Raw genomic sequence first — 19,103 nt, forward strand, 5'->3', positions numbered from 1 at the left:
TATTAATAGCGAAAAGTGGGACGAATCATCCAGCATAATTTGTCCTGTCATTTGCTCGCTGAACGCGTTAGCGTTGGCGCCATCTCTTGAACCGACAAAGGAGTCACTGTGTCACACAGCCCAACTGCCGCCGCACAAGGCGGTGCTGTCAAGTTGCCCCCGCTCACGCCGGGTCCCTATCGCGCCCGTCTGACCGTCGTCGCCCTGATCGCTACGCTGGGCGGTTTGCTCTTCGGCTACGACACCAGCGTCATCAACGGTGCCCAGAGTTTTATGGTCCGGCCCGACCAGCTGGATCTCACTGACTTCGGCCTTGGCATCGCGGTCAGCTCACTGCTGTTTGCCAGCGCAGTCGGTGCCCTGACCGGGGGACGGATCTCCGACAGGATCGGACGTAAGGCCACGATCACTGTCATGGCCTCCATGTTCATCGTGGGCGTGGTCATCGTCGTCGTTTCCGGCAATCTGCTCATGCTGGCGGTCGGTCGTATTGTCCTGGGGCTCGCCGTTGGCGCGGCCTCTGTTGTCGTACCGGTCTTCCTGGCCGAGCTCGCCCCCTATGAGATTCGTGGATCACTGGCTGGCCGCAACGAGATGATGATCGTGACCGGCCAGCTCCTGGCCATCATCATGAACGCCATCATCGGCAATGTCTGGGGCCAGCAGTACCCCTGGGTGTGGCGTGTCATGTTTGCGTTGGCGGCTGTCCCCGCGATCCTTCTTCTGCTGGGGGTGACCCGACTGCCGGAGTCACCGCGGTGGCTGGCTGACAAGGGGCGCGAGGAGGAGGCCCTCAAGATCCTCGACAGCCTCAGGCCTGAGGGGCGGGCCAAGCCCGAGCTGGCAGAGATCGAGGCCATCAGCAAGGAGGAGGCCGGCCGGCAGAACATGTCGGTCTCGGAGATCTTCTCCAATAAGAATCTGGTGTGCATCGTCCTCGTCGGCTGTGGTATCGGCTTCTTCCAGCAGACCACGGGTATCAACTCCATCCTCTACTACGGTGAGAGGGTGCTGGAGGAGTCCGGGTTCAGCACGGGCGCGGCCCTGATTGCGAATATCGCCCCCGCCGCCATCTCGGTGCTCGCCGCAATCGTCGCCCTGCAGATGATGGACCGGTTCTCCCGCCGCAAGACCTTCCTGTGGGGCTACGGCCTGGTCGCGTTCACGCACGTGCTCATCGCCTCCGCAGCTGGCTTGCTGCCGGAGAGCGGCGCGAAGCCCTTTGTGCTGCTGGCACTCATCGTGTTCTTCGTCGGCTCAATGCAGCTGTGCCTTAACGTGGCCACTTGGGTGACGCTCTCGGAGATCTTCCCGCTTAAGATGCGCGCCTTCGGTATGGGGCTGTCGGTCTTCGTGCTGTGGATGACCAACTCCTTCCTGGGCCTGTTCTTCGCCAGCGTCATCGCGAGCATCGGGCTGTCCATGTCCTTCGTCGTCTTTGCTGTTCTCAACGCCATCGCCTTCTTCTTCGTCTTCGCCTGCGTGCCCGAGACCAAGGGCCGTACTCTGGAGCAGCTGGAGACTGACGTCATGAGCGGCGAGATCTTCAAGCGCGGCAAGTAGCTCGGAGCCGCTATCGCCTCGACCTGGGGTGCGTGGTGTTTCTCGGACTGGGGGAGTTCTTCTTCCTGTGAGCCGGTAGGATGGAGGCCGTGCCAGCAGCGACGTACTCGGAGGAGCTGTTAGGCCCAAGTCGTGCGTGAGATCACCTGTGAAGGAACGATCGTGACCGAGCGCTACGAGCTGATCAACCGCCAAGAAGGCCGTTATCCCATCTCCTCGATGTGCCGTTGGTCAGGAGTGTCGAAGTCCGGTTACTAGTCCTGGCGCGACCGGCCTCAGTCGCAGACGGCCATCAGGAGGGAGGAGCTGAGGGTGATGATCAAGAATATTATTGAGGACTCCGACGGCACCTATGGATGCCGCAGAATCCAATCGCTCCTGGGTAGGAAGGCGGTGCGAGCTGACTGACAGGGCGGCCATCCGCTCCGTCATGCCTGCCCTGGGTATTCAAGCCGCCCAGCCGCGGCCGAAGGTGACCACCGCCGCCCCGGTCGAGGACCTCGACCGGGGCCCGGACCTCGTCAATCGGGACTCCCGTCGCCGAGGCGCCGGGGCGTAAGTGGTGTAGGGACATCACCTATATCAGTGCGTGGGCCGGGGTTATCCATCTTGCGATCGTTCTGGACTCCTGCACTAAGAAGGTTGTGGGTCATGCGATGGCCTGTCATGTGCGTACATCGTTAGTGTTCGAGGCTGTTGACATGACCGCCACGCCCACATGCCACACTCAGCCCCACAACACCGGCAACGACGCCGCCCCGCCCACTCAACTACCCCATAGGATCGAGGCTGGTCTATGAACCTGCATTCACTGCGCAGCGCGCCGTCCGCCCCGGTTCGCCTCCTCCTGTACGCATGGGCGGCAGGTCTGTTGCTTGGGTCCCTCGAGGGGGCTCTTGCCATTGTCGTGGCGGACGCCCGTAGCGGCGCGCTGGCGCCGGTCTGCGTCGTCGGTGTGGCCATGGTTCTGGGGACCCTCGGTGGCCGGCCGCTCGTCCGGCACCTGGGTCGACGGCGAACCGGTCTGATCGTGGCCGTGCTGGCCTCGGCGGGGGCGGGACTCGCGGCCGGGCTCGACGGCATCCCCGCCCTCATCGGTGCCGGGCTGGTGGGCCTGGCGGCGGGCGGGGTGCTCGTCGTCGCCCCGTTGGTGTGCCACGAGCTCTCCTTGAAGGGGCACAAGCGTCTCATGCCGCAGGCCATGGCCCTCGGTCCTGCCGGGGCGGGCATCGTGGTGCTGGCGTCCTGGTGGAGCCCGGCTCGGACCCCTACCGCCTGGGTGATGGTTGTGGGTGTCGCACTGGCCTACCTGGTCTGCGCCCTGCGTCTGCCCGAGAGCCCGGTCTGGCTCGTGCGGCAGGACCGCGACGTCGAGGCCTTCGAGGTGCTGCGCCGCCTGCACGGAATCCTGGAGGCCTCCGTGGCCATCGACTGGACCCGCCTGGATGCCGAGATGATGGAGGAGCAGCAGGCTCTGACCCCCGCCGACCTACGGGTGCCCCAGGTACGTGCCGCCGTACTGACCGGAGCCGTCCTCATCGTCGCCCAGGAGGCTCCTCTGGGTGCGGCGGCCCTGGTCCTCGCGCCGCTGATCGTGGCCGAGCTCGGGCTCGGAGCCGGTGCGATCGCCACCGGCGCCGCGATCTGGGTGGGGCTGGGCCTCCTCGCCCTGGCACTGGTGACCCGGACCGACCAACTGCGCTTCCTTCGTGTGGTGCTGGGCGCCGTCGTCGCCGTCATGGGAGCGACCTTCCTGGTCACCGGCCTGACTCTCGGGGGAGTGGGAGGAGCCTGGACCGTCGTCGTGTCGCTGACGATCCTCGTGGCCAGCCAGTCGGTGCTGGTCCTGCCGGCCTGTCAGGGGGCGATCGACCCACGGATCCCGCCGTGGCTGGTCGAGGCCCAGCGGCGGGCCTCGGCGACCGGAGGCGCCCTGGCGCGCGCCGGCGTCCTCATTTCAGCACTGCTCGTCGTGATCCACTTCGGGACGTCCGTCCTGTACTGGGTGGCCTTCACACTGTCACTGGTCAGCGTCGTCGTTGTGCTCCTGCGGCTGCCGCGGGAGCTGAAGGTCTGAGATGAGTGGAGCGCGCGGGCACGCACACACACGAGAGAAATCGCCGCATCCGACTTCGGACCTATGATTTGTCAGGACAAATATCGTATGGTGGGGGTGTGGCCGCAGGAGGCCGCCCGACGGTCCGACGCCGTCGACACCTGACAGAGAGGTACCTGAGCATGACGAGCAACGAGGCAGTCCAGGCCTCAGAGACAACCGAGTCCATCCCCGAGACCATGAAGGCCGCGGTCCTGCGGGACCACGAAGTCGGTCTGGAGATGGAGACTCTGCGCACTCCTCGCCCCAAGAGCGGAGAGGTCCTCATCAAGGTGGCCGCCTGCGGGCTGTGCCACTCCGACCTCCACGTCATCGGAGGCGCCATCGCCTTCCCGCTGCCGGCGGTACTCGGCCACGAGGTCTCCGGCACCATCGTGGAGCTCGGCCCCGGCAACGAGCACACCGGCCTGGAGATCGGGCAGAAGGTGGCCGGGGGCTTCCTCATGCCCTGCGGTCAGTGCGACGCCTGCGCCTCAGGGCGCGACGAGCTGTGCGGCCCCTTCTTCGACCTCAACCGCCTCAAGGGCGTCCTCTACGACGGCACCACCCGCCTGGCCACCCCCGACGGTGAGTCGGTGGCCATGTACTCCATGGGCGGTCTGGCCGAGTACGCGGTCGTCCCCTCCACCGCCGTGGCCCCCGTGCCCGACTCCATCGACATGGTGCCGGCGGCCATCCTGGGCTGCGCCGCGATGACCGGTTACGGGGCCGTGCGCCGCGGCGCCGACCTGCGCTACGGGGAGACCGTCGCCGTGGTCGCCACCGGCGGCGTGGGCACGAACATCGTCCAGATCGCCCGCGCCTTCGGGGCCAGCCAGGTCATCGCCATCGACGTCGACGACGATAAGCTCGCCCCCATGCTCGACTACGGGGCCACCGCCGTGGTCAACTCCGTCACCCAGGACGCCCGCGAGGAGGTTTTCCGGCTCACCGGCGGCAAGGGCGTCGACGTCTCCTTCGAGGCGCTGGGCATCCCGGCCACCTGGACCACCGCCCTGGACGTCCTGGCCGACGGCGGCCGCATGGTTCCGATCGGCCTGGGGGCCGGCGTGCAGACGGCCGGTGTGGAGATCAACCGCACCGTGCGTCGCTCGCAGTCGATCCTCGGCTCCTACGGGGCGCGCACCCGTCAGGACCTGCCCGCCGTCGTCGACCTGGCCGACAAGGGGGTCATCAACTACCGCGACGTCGTCTCGCGCCGCCTGCCGCTTGAGGAGGCCGGTGCCGGCTACACCGCCCTGCGTAACCGCGAGATTCAGGGGCGCGCCGTCGTCGACATGGCGCTGTAGTCCCTGGCGGTAGGCCCCGACCGTCGGGGTGCTCGCACCTCCTCAGCATTGCGCCTCCTGCTCGGGCCTTGCGGCTTGAGCAGGAGGCGCAATGTCTTTTCCGAGCCGAGGTCGGACGCGCTCCGTGTCCAAATCGGTGACGAAGGAGCCCGTGGCCCGATCAGGCCGTCAACGGAACCGCGGAGTCATGCGGTTTCTTTCTGGCAGTGTGAACCTGGAACCCGCCTTTGTATCCGATTTGGACATCTCGGTCGTTCTTTCCCTCATTCGGCTAGGGGTGACTTCCTCGTCGCGAGGAGGGGCGGGTATGAGAAGAGGGGCGCCGCCTCTGTGCGGTGCCCCTCGGGTTGCCATGGCTGCGCGGGCTTCCTTGGCCGCGCAGCCTCGTTGTTCTGTGCCCTGCTGGGCTGGATCCTGGGCCTGTGTTGCTCGTGATGCGTGGTCCGGACCCGGTGGTGAGCTCAGGCGAGCTCGTTAGAGACTTCTACGCTCAGCGGGCCTCGAGGAGGTTGATGCCGGTGTAGATGCCCACGCCCATGGTGATCGCGGCCAGGATGGCGGCGGCGAACATGAGGGTCGGGATGCCGGTGACGGCGCCGACGACGGCCATGACCATGACCGCGACCATGACGGCGATCATGGCGACGGCGAAGGTGAGGCGGTTGGCCTCGGCCTGCATGGAGGTGGCAGTCGCCTGGGTGGTGGTGGCCGCATCGGTGGTCTCGACGGTCTCGGTGGGGCGCTCGGTGATGGTAGTGGTCATGTGAGTGTTCCTCTCGATGTGTGTCGAGCAGGTCCGCCTGACTACCAGTCGTGCGTCCCTGCACGACGGTGTGCAGCCCGTGGGCCGGACGGAGGTTTCTCCGTCGAGTAGAACTCTAGGAACGCTCCATCCGATTGTCTAGACAAAGGGTCGTGACGTGTGTTGCGTTGGCGACTTGTGGATCACAGGGGATCACTGGGAGGGCTGCGGTTCTGTCGCAGATGCGTATGGTCGGATATGGCGTCATGGAGGGCATTGCTGGCCCCGATGGGAACTCGGAGAGGCTATGCGTTATGGTGGTTTTGATCTGGGAACGTGACCTGTGATGCAGGAGTGCGACGTACCCCACTGGTCTAGTCCTGTTGTGAGTAGCGTCGACTGCACGACATTGCCGGGCGTGGTCGCATGACTGTCCGGTCGTCTTCGTGGGCGGCCTCAGTTGGGTGCAACGGCAGGGCAGAAGGCGACTCGCTGCCGCCCCGGCTATCCTGTTCGGGTGACGACCAGCCAGACTTCTTCCAGCGCCGTCGGCCCTGTCCTCGTGGTGGACTTCGGTGCGCAGTACGCCCAGCTCATCGCCCGCCGTGTGCGCGAGGCCGGCGTCTACTCCGAGATCGTGCCCCACTCCATGGATGCTGCCGCCATGCTGGACAGGCGGCCGGCGGCCATCATCCTTTCCGGCGGTCCGTCGTCGGTCTACGCCGACGGCGCCCCGTCCGTCGATCCGGCCGTCTTCGACGCCGGGGTCCCGGTCCTGGGCATCTGCTACGGCTTCCAGGCCATGGCCCAGGCGCTGGGTGGAACGGTCGGGCGCACGGGCACTCGCGAGTACGGGCACACCCCTGCCCGCGTGGAGGAGGGGTCCTGCCTGTTCGACGGCACCCCGGACGATCAGGTGGTGTGGATGAGTCACGGCGACGCGGTCCAGGCCGCCCCCGAGGGCTTCACCGTCACCGCCTCCACCTCCCAGACGCCGGTAGCCGCCTTCGAGAACCCGAAGCGACGCCTCTATGGGCTGCAGTGGCACCCCGAGGTGCTCCATTCCGAGCACGGGCAGGCCGCGCTGGTCAACTTCCTGCACAAGGAGGCGGGGCTGCCGGCCACGTGGACCCCGGACAACATCATCGACGAGCAGGTGGCCCGCATCCGCGAGCAGGTGGGCGACGCCCACGTCATCTGCGGCCTGAGCGGGGGAGTGGACTCATCCGTGGCCGCCGCCCTCGTCCACCGCGCCGTCGGCGACCAGCTCACCTGCATCTTCGTCGACCACGGCCTGCTGCGCGCCGGCGAGCGCGAGCAGGTGGAGCACGACTACGCCGAGGGCATGGGCATCCGGGTCATCACGGTCGACGAGACCGAGCGCTTCCTGAGCGCCCTGGCCGGCGTCACCGAGCCGGAGGCCAAGCGCAAGATCATCGGCCGGGAGTTCATCCGCTCCTTCGAGGCCGCCCAGCGCCGCGTCGTCGAGGCCGTCGGCGCCGAGGGCGGCGAGATCCGCTTCCTGGTCCAGGGGACTCTGTATCCCGACGTCGTCGAGTCCGGCGGGGGAGAGGGCGCCGCCAATATCAAGAGCCACCACAACGTCGGCGGCCTGCCCGAGGACCTCGACTTCCAACTCATCGAGCCGCTGCGCGAGCTGTTCAAGGACGAGGTGCGCACCATCGGCCGCGAGCTGGGCGTGCCGGAGAAGATCGTCGCCCGCCAGCCCTTCCCCGGGCCGGGGCTCGGCATCCGCGTCATCGGCGAGGTGACGGCCGAGAACCTGCGCGTCCTGCGGGCCGCTGACGCCATCGCCCGCGAGGAGCTCACCGCCGCCGGGCTCGACGGCGAGATCTGGCAGTGCCCGGTGGTGCTGCTGGCCGACGTGCGCTCCGTGGGCGTCCAGGGTGACGGGCGCACCTACGGTCACCCCATTGTTCTGCGGCCGGTCAGCAGTGAGGACGCCATGACGGCCGACTGGACCCGACTGCCCTACGACGTCCTGGCGCGCATCTCCAACCGGATCACCAACTCCGTACCAGAGGTCAACCGGGTGGTGCTCGACTGCACGAGCAAGCCCCCGGGCACCATCGAGTGGGAGTGACGGGAAACGTTGTCCGAGCGGTTCGCGTCGACGGTGCGCAGGACGGAGTCCTGGCGGTTCGCCCCGGGCTGCTTGGCAACAAGGCCTTCGTTGCCGTGAAGTATCGTTCGGGTTTGCCTTCCGTGTCGGGGGCGGTTGCCGCAGTGGCGGCCGACCCCGACGTCGCTTGCTCCGGGACCTTGGGAGTGGGCCTGCCGGGTTGTGGCCACAGAGGTAGGTGGGAGCAGTTGCACGGCTGGGCCGAGGCCCGCAGCGGTGGCACCCAGTGCTGAAACCGGCCCCTGTTCCACGCCCTCCCTCGCCCGTACCAGGTTCTTATTGGGCCACCCTGCTGAAAGGCTGTGGGGACAACGCCGTGGTAGCGTCGCAATCGAGCGCCCGGTGAGGCAGATCATTCATAGCTCATCGACGGTCGTCTCCTTGCCGTCGTCGAGACCCGCGAGACGCTGGAATCCGAAAGGACAGACGATGGACTACACCCGACTCGGCACCACGGACATCACCATCCCCCGGCTGTGCATCGGAGGGATGAGCTTCGGGAAGGTCTTCCCGGACTTCCACCAGTGGGTCATCGACCAGGAGGCCACCCAGGCGGTCATCGCCCGCGCCCTGGAGCTGGGCGTCAACTTCATCGACACCGCCAACGTCTACGCCCACGGCACGAGCGAGGAGTTCATCGGCGCCTCGCTGAAGAACCTCGGCGTCAAGCGCGACGACGTGGTGCTGGCCTCCAAGGTCTATTTCAACGAGGGGCACCTGTCGCGCGCGGCCATCGAGCGAGAGATCGACGCCACCCTCCGGCGCCTGGGAACCGACTACCTCGACCTCTACATCATCCACCGCTTCGACTACGTCACCCCGATCGAGGAGACCATGGAGGCCCTCGACTCCCTCGTGCGCTCCGGGAGGGTGCGGGCCCTGGGGGCATCAGCCATGTACGCCTACCAGCTGCACAACATGCAGGCGGTGGCCGACGCTCACGGCTGGACCCGGTTCTCCTCCATGCAGAACCACTACAACCTGCTCTACCGCGAGGACGAGCGGGAGATGATTCCCGTCTGCCGCCAGTACGGCATGTCCTTGACCCCCTACAGCCCGCTGGCCTCCGGGCACCTGACGCGCCCCACCTGGGACTCCGACTCCGTGCGCTCCACCACCGACTCCACCATGCGCAGCAAGTACGACCGCGAGCGCGAGACCGATATGCCCATCATCGAGCGCGTCGCCGAGCTTGCCGGGCGCCGTGGGGTGGCCATGTCCGACGTCGCCCTGGCCTGGCTGTGGGCCAAGGGCGTGGCCGCGCCCATCGTCGGCTGCTCGCGTCCGAGCCGGGTTGACGATGCCGTGCGGGCCCTGGACCTGAGTCTCACCGAGGAGGAGGTCGCCTTCCTCGAGGAGCCGTACCGGGCCCACGAGCTCGTAGGCCCGATCGCCCGGCCGGGGGACACCGTGCTGCCCGGCTCCACCACCGATCGGGTGACGGACGCCGGGCAGGGCGCCTTACAGCGATGACCTCGCCCGAGTGCGGCCAACGGCCATGGCCACGGAGAGGACCGCGACGGCGAACAGGGCGCAGATCCCGCAGTCGACGAGCAGCGGGCGAATGACGTCGGCGGACATGGAGGTCGCGTCGTACGCACCGGAGATCGCCTGGGCCGCCCAGTAGCCGGGGGTGAACTTGGCGACCTGGACGACGGCGTCGGGCAGCCACTCGGTGGACACCCACGCCCCCGACAGGAAGGACATGGCCAAGCCACCGATGTTGGCGACCGCGCTGGCCGCGTTCTGCCCCAGGCCGACCTGACCCAGGAGGAAGCCGAGCGAGACCGCCACGAGCATGTAGGCGCCCAAGGCCGCACCGACGACTCCCAGCAGCGGGGCCGACGTCATCACGGCACTGGTCCCGAGGTTCGCGACTCCCAGCCCGAAGATCCACAGCCACCCGACCAGGCCGATCATGAGGCAGGCCCCTATGGTCCCGAGGCTGCGGGATCTGCTGCTCACCGGTGCCGCGATGAGACGGGAATGGACTGACCGGCGCCCCAGCGACGTCATGAGCGTTGAGATCGCGACGATCGCAAAGGCCATGATCGGGTAGAAGGAGAACATGGTGTAGACGACGAGGCTGTGCGGCAGCGGCGTCGCGTCCTGGGCGATCCGCTTGGCGGGGGCGGAGTGGTTCATCGTTTCCTTGGCCAGGGCGACGGCACGGGCAGGGTCGTCGGTGAGCGTTGAGAGATAGCCAGTGACCTGTCCCAGGTAGGAGTCGGTGCGCGCGTTCATCAGTGACCCCGCGGCCGATTCGTATCCGATGACCGTGTCCATCCGGGGAGGCTCGGTGCCTTGGCGAGCGGCCTCCTGGAGCCGCTGCCCGTATCCGGCCGGAATGATGAGGATGCAGCTGATGCGGTTCTGCGCGGTGGCGTCCTGAATAGCCTGCCTGGAGTCCTCCAGCGGCTGAACCTCGCCGACGGACTCGACGTAGTCCTTGACCCCCCGGGAGATCGTGGATCCGTCGCGGTCGATGACGGCCACACTCGCCGTGGCTTCCTTGACCTGGTTGGACGTGTCCTCGGTCCGAGCGGCTCCCACATTCAGGCCGAACAGAGACAGCACCACCAGGTAGACCAGGACGTAGATCCGATGGGCCGCCACGATCTTCAGCGACGTCTTAAAGGTGCTCATGGTTCATCCTCCTGGCACGGATCAGGGCGATGGTGAGGAACAGACATGTCATGCCCAGCAGGACTGAGCAGCTGCGGGTGAAGGGTTCCAGGGAGTCGTAGTAGAGCAGCCCGTAGAAGCAACGGGCTGCCTGCCACAGGGGATTGGCCTGTACCAGTAGTGGGGCATGGAGCTCAACGGCGTTGGCCAGGGATAGGGCTGAGGGTCCGTAGAAGCCGGTGAACAGCGACAGGAAGCAGCTGATCGCGGAGACCATCCCGACCCCCATCTTGCTGAAGGCGCCCAGTGCGGCGCCCGCAGCGCTCGACATGAGGCTGGCCACCCCGACCGCTACCAGGCACAGCAACACATGAGGCCCGAAGTCCACACCCACCACCGTGGCGATGAAGGCGAAGGCGATGAGCAGACAGGCCAGGACGCACACCCAGGAGGCCGCGAGCGTGGAGGTGAGGACCTTCCACCGCGGCAGACCCGCCAGGGTTCGGCGGGCTCCCAGAGGAGAGGAGGCCATGATGCTCTGCACCGTGGTCATGGTGACGGTCATGCCCATGCCGCTGGCGAAGGCCAGCAGCGCGAAGTAGTAGCGGGTTGCGGGCTTGACGGGACTCGGCGTTACCGAGATCGAGTGGGTGAAGGAGTGGTCGACCTGAAGGGCGGCTGTCTGCTCCGGCGGAACCCCGGCCTTGATGACGGCCTCGAGCTCGGCCCGCTTTTGGGTGTAGGAGTCCATGACCACCCGGAGTACCTGAGTCGTCTCGGCCTCATTGCCCTTCTGGGTCACGTGCAGCACGGGATCGCCGTCCTCGACGGCGAGGTAGCCGTTCGTGTCCCCGCGTGTCGCGGCGGCCTGGGCCTCAGATGCGGTGGAGTGGGTGACCTTGGTGATAAGGCGGGGATCGGCGTCGTCGGCGGAGATCTGTTCGATGACGGCGTCCAGGCCGGGAGCCGCCCGGTAGGCCTCGTCCTGGACGACGCCGAAGCTGATGGGGGTGGCCTCGAAGTCCTTGTCCAGGTTGGAGAACATCGCCATGAACATGAGGGACATGACGATCGGGAAGCCGAGCGTCCACACGAGCAGGACGCGATCACGCAGGAGCCTGAGCACCTGGTAAAAGAAGACGGTCAGCATGTCAGGCCGCCTCGTCGCGCAGGGCCCGCCCGGTGATCTCCAGGAAGACGTCGTTGAGGGTCGGGGGCTCGGAGGTCACTCGGCCGCAGGTCGCTCCCGCCGCATTCAGTGCCCTCATGACGTCGGAGAGGTTGTGCGCCCCGGAGGTGCACTCGATGAGGACCTCGCCGTCCTGGTAGGTGACTGTGCGCACGTGCTCCAGGCGGCGCAGACCCTCCAGAGTCTCCTCACCCGGGGGAGCGGGGTCGACGACCTCCACCCGGATGCGCTCACCGGTTCCGATCATGGCCTTGAGCTCGTCGGAGGTTCCGGAGGCCACCTGACGGCCGCGGTCCATAATGACGATTCGGTGGCACAGCTGCTCCACCTCCTCCATGTAGTGGCTCGTGTAGATGATGGTGGCGCCGTGCTCGTTGAGACGCTTGATGCCGTCGAGGATCGCGTTGCGGCTCTGCGGGTCGACGGCGACCGTGGGCTCGTCCAGGATGATGAGGTCGGGGCCGTGGGCGATGCCGCAGGCGATGTTGAGACGGCGCAGCAGGCCGCCGGAGAGCTTCTTGGGCTTGAACTTCACGAACTTCTCCAGGCCAACGAAGGCGATCGCCTCGGCCACCAGGCGGCGCCGCTCGGCGCGGTCGCGCACGTAGAGGGCGCAGAAGGCGTCGACGTTCTCCGCCACGGTGAGCTCGTCGAAGACGGCCACTTCCTGAGGCACCACGCCGATACGGCGCTTGAGCCCGTAGGCAGTGGGCGTCATCGGCTCGCCGAACACGCGGATCGAGCCCTTGTCGTAGGTGAGCAGCTGGAGGATGCAGCTGATCGTGGTCGTCTTGCCCGATCCGTTGGGCCCGAGCAGCCCCAGCACCTGACCGCGCGGAATCCTCAGGGAGAGGCCATCCACCGCCACCAGCTCCCCGTAGCGCTTGACCAGGGATCCGACCTCCACAGCCGGGCCGGTATCCCTGGCCCCGTCCTTGACTTCCATCTCGGTTCCTCTCTTCCCGCCGGTGTCCCCCGGCTCATGACTCCCATGTTCCTGCGGGGACGGTGGCGACCAGAAGTGCCTGCCGTCATGACCTGGGCGGGCAGCCATGACTTCTGTCATGAGATCCGTCAACAGGGCCACCGGATCGGCCTGACGGGTTTGAAAGCGCCGGTGATCGTCGATAATCGAGGTGTGAAGGTCCTGGTCGACAACGGCGTGCTGCTGTGCGGCTGTGTCTTGCTGGCCCTGCTCACCGTGGAGACGGACACGGTCGTCGTGGTCTGGCTGCTCGGTGCCGTGGCTGTCAGTGGGATGGGCATGTTTGCCGACCGGAGCCGCTGGGCGATCGTGATGCCCGCCGCCTACCTCCTGCTCGGAACCCTCACGACGGCGTCCGTGGTCGGGGCCCCGCTGGTCGTCTACGGCCTGGCCCGCCTCGGCGTGCTCGGTACCCGGCACGCACGGGTGGTGGCTGCGATCAGTGGCCTTCTGTTCACTGCCGTTGTTGCCAGACAGGTGCCGAGGACACCGGTACTGGCCCTCGCTCTGGTGTTCTGTGCGCTCGCGGCCCTCCTCGCGTTGCGCACCCTCCAGGAGGAGACGGTGCGGATGAGCCTGCACTCAGTGCGTGATGATCTGCGCGAGAAGGTCCTCACCCTGCAGGACACGAACGCCCAGCTGCTTCAGGCCCAGGACCACGAGCTGCGCGCCGCCGCCCTGTCCGAGCGCACCAGGATCGCGCGCGATATCCACGACGGCGTCGGGCACCTCCTCACCCGTCTCCTGCTGCAGGTCAAGGCCCTCCAGGTCGTCCACCGGGACGCGCCGGGCGTCGTCGCCGACCTCACTACCCTGGACGGTGGCCTGGATGAGGCCCTGGACTCCATGCGCCGCTCCGTCCACGCCCTGTCCGACGAGGGCGAGGAGCTGGCCACCTCCCTCAACCTGCTGGGTTCGCGCTGCGGCATCGACTCCGTGAGCGTCGACTGCTCCACCGACGTCGAGCCCCCACCGGCGGTGGCGCGCTGCGTCGTTGCCGTCGTGCGCGAGGCCCTGACCAACGCCGCCCGCCACGGTAGGGCCCACTCGGCCCGAGTGGCGGTCACCGACTACCCTGCGTTCTGGCAGGTCACGGTCGACAATGACGGCGTCGTCCCCGCGGCGGGCGGGCCGGCCGTGGATGGTGGCGAGGGTGCCGGCCTCGGCCTGCGCTCCATGACCGAGCGGGTCGAGGCCCTGGGCGGCAGGGTGCGGATCACCCCGCGGCCGCGGTTCACGGTCTTCGCCACGATCCCCAAGAACGGACAAGGGAGAGAAGGAGCATCATGAGGGTCCTCATCGTCGATGACGACGCGCTCGTCGCCCAGGCCCTGTCCACGATCCTGTCGGTCGAGGACGACGTCGATGTCGTCGGCCTGGGCGGGTCGGGACCTGAGGCCATCGAGCGCTACCGGGAGCTGGCTCCCGACATCCTCCTCATGGACATCCAGATGCCCGGCGGCGACGGACTCAGCGCGGCCGAGCGGATCCTGGCCGAGGATCCGACGGCGCGCATCGTCTTCCTGACCACCTTCTCCGACGACGAGTACATCGTGCGTGCCCTCAAGATGGGCTCGCGCGGCTACCTCATCAAGCAGGACGTCGCCCAGGTCGCCCCGGCGCTGCGGTCCGTCATGGCCGGGGTGTGCGTCCTGGAGGGGGAGGTGCTCGAGCGCAGCGCCACCATGGGGCTCAACGCCCGGCCACCGGTGACTGGGGCGGACCGAGGCCGGGGGCATCAGGACCCGCGGAGCACGGCCTTCGCGGCCCTGACCGACCGCGAGTACGAGGTGGTCGAGGCCGTGGCCGAGGGACTGGACAACGCCGAGGCCGCGGCGCGGCTGTTCATGAGTGAGGGCACGGTGCGCAACCACATCAGCGCGATCCTGGCCAAGCTAGGCCTGCGCAACCGCACCCAGGTCGCAGTCATGTACTACCGCTCCGCTCAGGCCCACTAAGGGTGATCGGTAGCCGGACGCCATGTGGACGGCTGGAATGGGGTGGCCCACCGGCCTGGCAGGCGTGCCTCAGTCCCACCACAGGTCGAGGACCGGGCTGGAGCCGGCGCGCGCCGCGTTCGTTAGAGCGCCTCCTCCACTGCTGGCGACAATGCGCCACATCACCGCGCAGGCATTCACTACTTCACTTCAAGGTTGTGCCAGTAGGTGTTCGGGCAGGGTGCGGTGGTAGGTCGTGTGCCGGATCCGTCGCACTGCGCGAACCCTCATCGGGAACGCACTTGTTGATCGGGAACTCCATGGGGCGTCTCTGACCCCGTCCGGGTCTTTACTCCACCAGGTCAGGGTGCTAATAGGGGAGGCGTGGGGGTACTCCACAGGGTTCGGGGTCTCGTGCAGTACGGACAACCCCTGGCCAGTACAACCCCAACCCCGTGCAGTAGCCGACGTGAACAGGCTCCGGCCGGAAGCGGCCCGCTGATCGAGGGTCACCAGGAGCCCAGCGGGCACCACCGGGAGCCAGAAGAGGGGCCGATTCCCCCGATGTCCTGAGACATCGCTCCGCCAGGACCGACGCCGCACCGTCGGCGACGTGCGCTCCAGCGAGTGGACAGTGCGCATCCATCTGGTCGACAGACGCCGTATGCCGAATCGAAATGGCGCCAACCGCCGGGCTGGCGGGGTGCTACATGGGTGAGCAACGTCGTCAGTGTGACGGCCATGACCGCCACAGCTCGCCGCCAGTGGCGGTCATCGGGGGTGGGCGTGGTTGGGTTAGGCGAGCTCTCCGGTGACGAGGCGGACGAGGTCTCGGCGCGCCCGGTGACCCTCGGGGGTGGGGAACATCGGGTAGACGTGGTTGAGGTTCTCGCCGACGTGCAGCGTCGAGTCGGCTCCAGCCTCCAGGAGCTTGGCGTGGAAGAGCGCGTTGTCCGGTAGGAAGATCTCCCGGGTCCCCACGAAGGTCGTCACCTTCTTCAGGCCCGACAGGTCGCCGTAGATGGGAGAAAGGTGCCAGTCGGTCAACGGGGTGTCGCCCGCCCAGGAACGGCCGATCTCGGCGAGGGGCTCGGGAGCCATGAGCGGGTCGGCGTCGACGTAGTCCGCGATATCCGGGTTGGCGTTGGTGATATCGACCCACGGCGAGATGAGGGCGAGCTCGTCGGGCTGGGCGTCGCCGGCCTCGGCCAGGGATAGGGCGATGACTGCCGCCAGGCCCCCGCCCGCGCTGTCCCCCATGAGGATGATCCGCTTACCCGGGTTCTCCGCGACCGTGCGCCGGTAGAGGTCCAGCACCAGCCGATGCGCCTCCTGCCAGGTGTGGTGGGGCGTCAGCGGGTAGAGCGGCATGACGACGTCGGCCCCGGTCCTGCGGGCCAGATGATCGACCAGCCAGGCGTGCACTGAGACCGCCGTCGAGATGTAACCGCCGCCGTGGAGATAGACGATGACGGCGTGCGACGGCGTATGCGGGCGAAGGTGGTAGACGGGCATGCCCTCGTCCTCGCGCCGCTCCAGGTCGTAGAAGAAGCGCCCCCAGGCAGGGAAGGGGACGGCTCGGCGAGGCTCGGGGCGGCCGGCCAGGCGGGCGATCCGCTCGGAGATCGACATGCGGGCATGCGCCATCTTGACCGGCCGGGTGGTGTACTCCGTCAGGCTCGCCGCGGCCGAGCGCCGATAGCGCTTGCGGGAGTAGAAGCTGAAGGCCCCCACCGTCAGGCCGACACTGGCCACGCCGACGGCGATCCTGCTCCCGCTGACTCTCCTGGGTGCCTTCATGATTCCTCCACTCCGCAGAGCCCCAAACGCTCTCCGACAACATCTCCGGATCCGGTGTCTGCTCCGTTATCGTAGGCATCACAGCACCGCGATGATGGGGTGAATCCAGTTCGTTCACTCAGTGCGGAGGCCTGCACGTGGCGCTGCCGTCGGCATGACAAGAGGAGATCGCGATATGGAAACCTACGAGATCGACCACCTCAACGCCGTCCGCGCCCTGGCCCCCGAGTGCATGGTGCTGCTGCGCTCCGACGGCGCCTTTCCCCTGGCTGAGCCGGGCGAGATCGCCCTGTTCGGCTCCGGCGCCCGCGGCACCATCAAGGGTGGAACCGGCAGCGGTGACGTCAACTCCCGCCACGTCACCACCATCGAGGAGGGCCTGGAGTCGGCCGGCTTCACCATCGTCACCAGGCCCTGGCTGGAGGCCTACGACCGCGTCCGCGCTCAGGCCCACCAGGACTTCATCTCCGATATCAGGGCCGAGGCCGCCGAGCGCGGCGTCCCCGCCATCATGATCGGCATGGGCTCTGTCATGGCCGAGCCGGAGTACACGATCCCCCTCGACATCGAAACCGACTCCGACCCGCGCACGGCCGTCTACGTCCTGGCCCGAACCTCCGGTGAGGGCAGCGACCGCACCCCCGAGGCCGGGGACCTGAGGCTCACCGACACCGAGATCCGCGACATCCGTTGTCTGAACGAGTGCTTCGAGACGTTCCTCCTCGTCCTCAACGTGGGCGGCGTCGTCGACCTCAGCCCGCTCGATGACATCACTAACATCCTCCTGCTCTCCCAGCTCGGCGCGGCCATCGGCAACGCCTTCGCCGATGTCCTCCTGGGCGGGGCCTATCCCTCCGGCAAGCTCGCCACCACCTGGGCCGCCTGGGACGAGTGCGACCAGATCGGCGACTTCGGAGACCCGGACGACACCCACTACCGCGAGGGCGTTTACGTCGGTTACCGCTTCTACGACTCGGTCGGCAAGGAGCCGCTCTTCCCCTTCGGATTCGGACTGGGCTACACGACCTTCGACGTCGAAACCCGCCGGGCGAGCCTCGACGGGGCTCGCGTGAGCATCGGCGTCGACGTCACCAACACCGGTGAGCATCCGGGCAAGGAGACCGTCCAGGTCTACGCCAGTGTGCCGGCCGGTCGCCTCGACCAGCCGCTTCAGGCGCTCGCCGGCCTCGCCAAGACCGACGAGATCACCCCCGGCGCCACGGTACACATCACCATCGACATCGACCTGACCGACTTGGCCTCCTACGACGAGGCCACCCGCGCCACGGTCCTGGAGGCCGGCCGTTACCTGCTGCGGGTGGGAACCTCCAGCCGGCACCTGAGCCCCGTCGCCGTCGTCGAGCTCGCCCAGGACGCAACCGTGCGACTCCTGACCGGCGACCTGGGTGATCCCGGCTTCACGGACTGGAGGCCCGAGGCTCCGGTGGTCCTCGACATTCCAGCAGACCTGCCGGTGCTCGTCGTTGACCCGGCCCACCTGCGTCGGCCGGACGGTGCCGCACCCGATGAGCGGACGGCCCCGGAGGGTTTCAGTGAGGCCCTCGCCCTGGCCCGGGACCTGTCCGACGACGACCTCATGCACGCTGTGCTGGGTGACTACCTCAGCGGTGAGGAATCGGGCTCCATCGTCGGAGCGGCCTCCACCACTGTCATCGGCGCGGCCGGCCAGACCACCACCCGAATCCCCGGCCTGCCCAGCCTCATCATGGCCGACGGGCCCGCCGGACTGCGCCTGGCCCCCACCTACGGCGTCGACGCCGAGGGCCCCTTCTCCCTGGGCGACTCCAGCCTGCCCGCCACCTTCCTCGAGCTCATGGATGACGCCGGACGTGAGGCTCTCGGCATCGCCGACGAGCCCGAGCCTCGAGAGCCCGCCGAGATCCGCGAGCAGTACACCACCGCCATCCCCATCGGCACCGCGCTCGCGCAGTCCTGGAACCCGGGCCTGGCGCAGCGGTTCGGCGACGTCGTCGGAGCCGAGATGGAGCGCTTCGGCGTCGACCTCTGGCTCGCCCCCGCCTTCAACCTGCACCGCTCCGTCCTGTGCGGACGAAACTTCGAGTACCTCTCCGAGGACCCGCTGCTGGCCGGGCACATCGCCGCCGCCATCACCCGTGGCGTCCAGTCCCATCCGGGGCGGGGTGTGACCATCAAGCACCTGGCCTGCAACAACCAGGAGATCAACCGCCTCAACTCCAACAGCCGGGTCAGTCCCCGAGCCCTGCGCGACCTCTACCTGCGCGCCTTCGAGACCTGCGTGCGCCGGGCCCGGCCCGCCGCCGTCATGACCTCCTACAACCTCATCAACGGTGTCCACACCTCGGAGTCGACCGACCTGCTCGAGGTCATCCTGCGTCAGGAGTGGGGCTTCGACGGCCTGGTCATGACCGACTGGGTGGTTGCCGGCATGACCCACAGCGACATGAAGCATCCGCGCGCCACCGCCGCGGCGAGCGTCAAGGCCGGCAACGAGCTCTTCATGCCCGGAGGCGAATCGGACCGGGAGGATCTCCTGGCCGCGCTCAGGCGGGGGCGCGACGCTCGGCTGTCGGACGGGCAGACCGAATCGGACGACGGCGGGGTGAGCCTGACGCGCACCGAGCTCGAGAAGCAGGCCGCCCGGGTCATCCGCATGATTTGGAGGCTCGCCGGTTCCGGACGGTGACTGTTCGCGGGGGTTGAGACCGGTCACC

The 19,103-nt window shown here is 67.6% G+C and carries 14 protein-coding genes; 9 read left to right on the forward strand and 5 right to left on the reverse strand.

Annotated features, from left to right (window positions below):
• Window positions 1-108 precede the first annotated feature (108 nt).
• The 4 genes from BQ8008_RS01590 to BQ8008_RS01605 all read left to right on the forward strand — a co-directional run bounded on the left by BQ8008_RS01590 (window position 109) and on the right by BQ8008_RS01605 (window position 4,968).
• Complete coding sequence (locus tag BQ8008_RS01590) at window positions 109-1,563, forward strand: sugar porter family MFS transporter (protein WP_108832514.1); 1,455 nt, start codon at window positions 109-111, stop codon at window positions 1,561-1,563.
• A gap of 352 nt (window positions 1,564-1,915) precedes the next feature.
• A complete protein-coding gene (locus BQ8008_RS01595) occupies window positions 1,916-2,122 on the forward strand; it encodes a hypothetical protein (protein WP_108832515.1) in 207 nt (68 codons plus the stop codon).
• Between the two features lie 237 nt (window positions 2,123-2,359).
• Window positions 2,360-3,640: an MFS transporter gene (locus BQ8008_RS01600; protein WP_108832516.1), complete on the forward strand. Its 1,281-nt coding sequence runs from the start codon at window positions 2,360-2,362 to the stop codon at window positions 3,638-3,640.
• A gap of 161 nt (window positions 3,641-3,801) precedes the next feature.
• A complete protein-coding gene (locus BQ8008_RS01605; RefSeq protein ID WP_108832517.1) occupies window positions 3,802-4,968 on the forward strand; it encodes a zinc-binding dehydrogenase in 1,167 nt (388 codons plus the stop codon).
• Window positions 4,969-5,458: 490 nt separating this feature from the next.
• Here the strand turns inward: BQ8008_RS01605 and BQ8008_RS01610 are convergent, their stop codons facing one another.
• Window positions 5,459-5,731 carry a hypothetical protein gene (locus BQ8008_RS01610; RefSeq protein WP_108832518.1) on the reverse strand — a complete coding sequence of 91 codons (273 nt, stop codon included), beginning with the start codon at window positions 5,729-5,731 and terminating at the stop codon, window positions 5,459-5,461.
• 496 nt (window positions 5,732-6,227) lie between these two features.
• Here BQ8008_RS01610 and guaA point away from each other — a divergent pair, with 496 nt between their 5' ends.
• Together guaA and BQ8008_RS01625 are read left to right on the forward strand one after the other, a co-directional pair.
• Window positions 6,228-7,814 carry a glutamine-hydrolyzing GMP synthase gene (guaA, locus tag BQ8008_RS01615; RefSeq protein WP_108832519.1) on the forward strand — a complete coding sequence of 529 codons (1,587 nt, stop codon included), beginning with the start codon at window positions 6,228-6,230 and terminating at the stop codon, window positions 7,812-7,814.
• A 468-nt stretch (window positions 7,815-8,282) separates the two neighbouring features.
• Complete coding sequence (locus BQ8008_RS01625) at window positions 8,283-9,326, forward strand: aldo/keto reductase (RefSeq protein WP_108832521.1); 1,044 nt, start codon at window positions 8,283-8,285, stop codon at window positions 9,324-9,326.
• Here the strand turns inward: BQ8008_RS01625 and BQ8008_RS01630 are convergent.
• Genes BQ8008_RS01630 through BQ8008_RS01640 form a run of 3 tightly spaced genes read right to left on the reverse strand, consistent with a single transcriptional unit; the run spans window position 9,315 to window position 12,613 of the window.
• A complete protein-coding gene (locus BQ8008_RS01630) occupies window positions 9,315-10,499 on the reverse strand; it encodes an ABC transporter permease (protein WP_108832522.1) in 1,185 nt (394 codons plus the stop codon). The genes BQ8008_RS01625 and BQ8008_RS01630 overlap by 12 nt on opposite strands.
• Window positions 10,486-11,628 (reverse strand): ABC transporter permease, encoded by a 1,143-nt coding sequence (locus BQ8008_RS01635; RefSeq protein ID WP_108832523.1) that lies wholly within the window; start codon window positions 11,626-11,628, stop codon window positions 10,486-10,488. The genes BQ8008_RS01630 and BQ8008_RS01635 overlap by 14 nt, the downstream gene beginning before the upstream one ends.
• 1 nt (window position 11,629) lies before the next feature.
• Entirely contained in the window at window positions 11,630-12,613 is a 984-nt protein-coding gene (locus BQ8008_RS01640; RefSeq protein ID WP_108832524.1) for an ABC transporter ATP-binding protein, read from the reverse strand.
• A 192-nt stretch (window positions 12,614-12,805) separates the two neighbouring features.
• On the opposite strand from BQ8008_RS01640, the gene BQ8008_RS01645 reads away from it, so the two are divergent.
• A complete protein-coding gene (locus BQ8008_RS01645; RefSeq protein ID WP_234415175.1) occupies window positions 12,806-13,942 on the forward strand; it encodes a sensor histidine kinase in 1,137 nt (378 codons plus the stop codon).
• Window positions 13,939-14,610: a response regulator transcription factor gene (locus BQ8008_RS01650; RefSeq protein WP_108832526.1), complete on the forward strand. Its 672-nt coding sequence runs from the start codon at window positions 13,939-13,941 to the stop codon at window positions 14,608-14,610. Before BQ8008_RS01645 ends, BQ8008_RS01650 begins: the two co-directional genes overlap by 4 nt.
• 774 nt (window positions 14,611-15,384) lie before the next feature.
• Here the strand turns inward: BQ8008_RS01650 and BQ8008_RS01655 are convergent.
• The gene (locus BQ8008_RS01655) at window positions 15,385-16,389 is read right to left on the reverse strand and encodes an alpha/beta hydrolase (protein ID WP_108832527.1); all 1,005 of its coding nucleotides are present in this window, start codon (window positions 16,387-16,389) and stop codon (window positions 15,385-15,387) included.
• 175 nt (window positions 16,390-16,564) lie between these two features.
• Here BQ8008_RS01655 and BQ8008_RS01660 point away from each other — a divergent pair, with 175 nt between their 5' ends.
• Window positions 16,565-19,075, forward strand: a complete 2,511-nt coding sequence (locus BQ8008_RS01660; protein WP_199907914.1) for a glycoside hydrolase family 3 protein — start codon at window positions 16,565-16,567, stop codon at window positions 19,073-19,075.
• Window positions 19,076-19,103 lie beyond the last annotated feature (28 nt).

The sequence above is a fragment of the Actinomyces sp. Marseille-P3109 genome (assembly GCF_900323545.1).
GTDB lineage: Bacteria > Actinomycetota > Actinomycetes > Actinomycetales > Actinomycetaceae > Actinomyces.

Coding starts and splice junctions, on each gene's coding strand:
- BQ8008_RS01595 (WP_108832515.1), top strand. CDS start 1,916: ATGGATGCCGCAGAATCCAATCGCTCCTGGGTAGGAAGGCGGTGCGAG.
- BQ8008_RS01600 (WP_108832516.1), top strand. CDS start 2,360: ATGAACCTGCATTCACTGCGCAGCGCGCCGTCCGCCCCGGTTCGCCTC.
- BQ8008_RS01605 (WP_108832517.1), top strand. CDS start 3,802: ATGACGAGCAACGAGGCAGTCCAGGCCTCAGAGACAACCGAGTCCATC.
- BQ8008_RS01610 (WP_108832518.1), bottom strand. CDS start 5,731: ATGACCACTACCATCACCGAGCGCCCCACCGAGACCGTCGAGACCACC.
- BQ8008_RS01625 (WP_108832521.1), top strand. CDS start 8,283: ATGGACTACACCCGACTCGGCACCACGGACATCACCATCCCCCGGCTG.
- BQ8008_RS01630 (WP_108832522.1), bottom strand. CDS start 10,499: ATGAGCACCTTTAAGACGTCGCTGAAGATCGTGGCGGCCCATCGGATC.
- BQ8008_RS01635 (WP_108832523.1), bottom strand. CDS start 11,628: ATGCTGACCGTCTTCTTTTACCAGGTGCTCAGGCTCCTGCGTGATCGC.
- BQ8008_RS01640 (WP_108832524.1), bottom strand. CDS start 12,613: ATGGAAGTCAAGGACGGGGCCAGGGATACCGGCCCGGCTGTGGAGGTC.
- BQ8008_RS01650 (WP_108832526.1), top strand. CDS start 13,939: ATGAGGGTCCTCATCGTCGATGACGACGCGCTCGTCGCCCAGGCCCTG.
- BQ8008_RS01655 (WP_108832527.1), bottom strand. CDS start 16,389: ATGAAGGCACCCAGGAGAGTCAGCGGGAGCAGGATCGCCGTCGGCGTG.
- BQ8008_RS01660 (WP_199907914.1), top strand. CDS start 16,565: ATGGAAACCTACGAGATCGACCACCTCAACGCCGTCCGCGCCCTGGCC.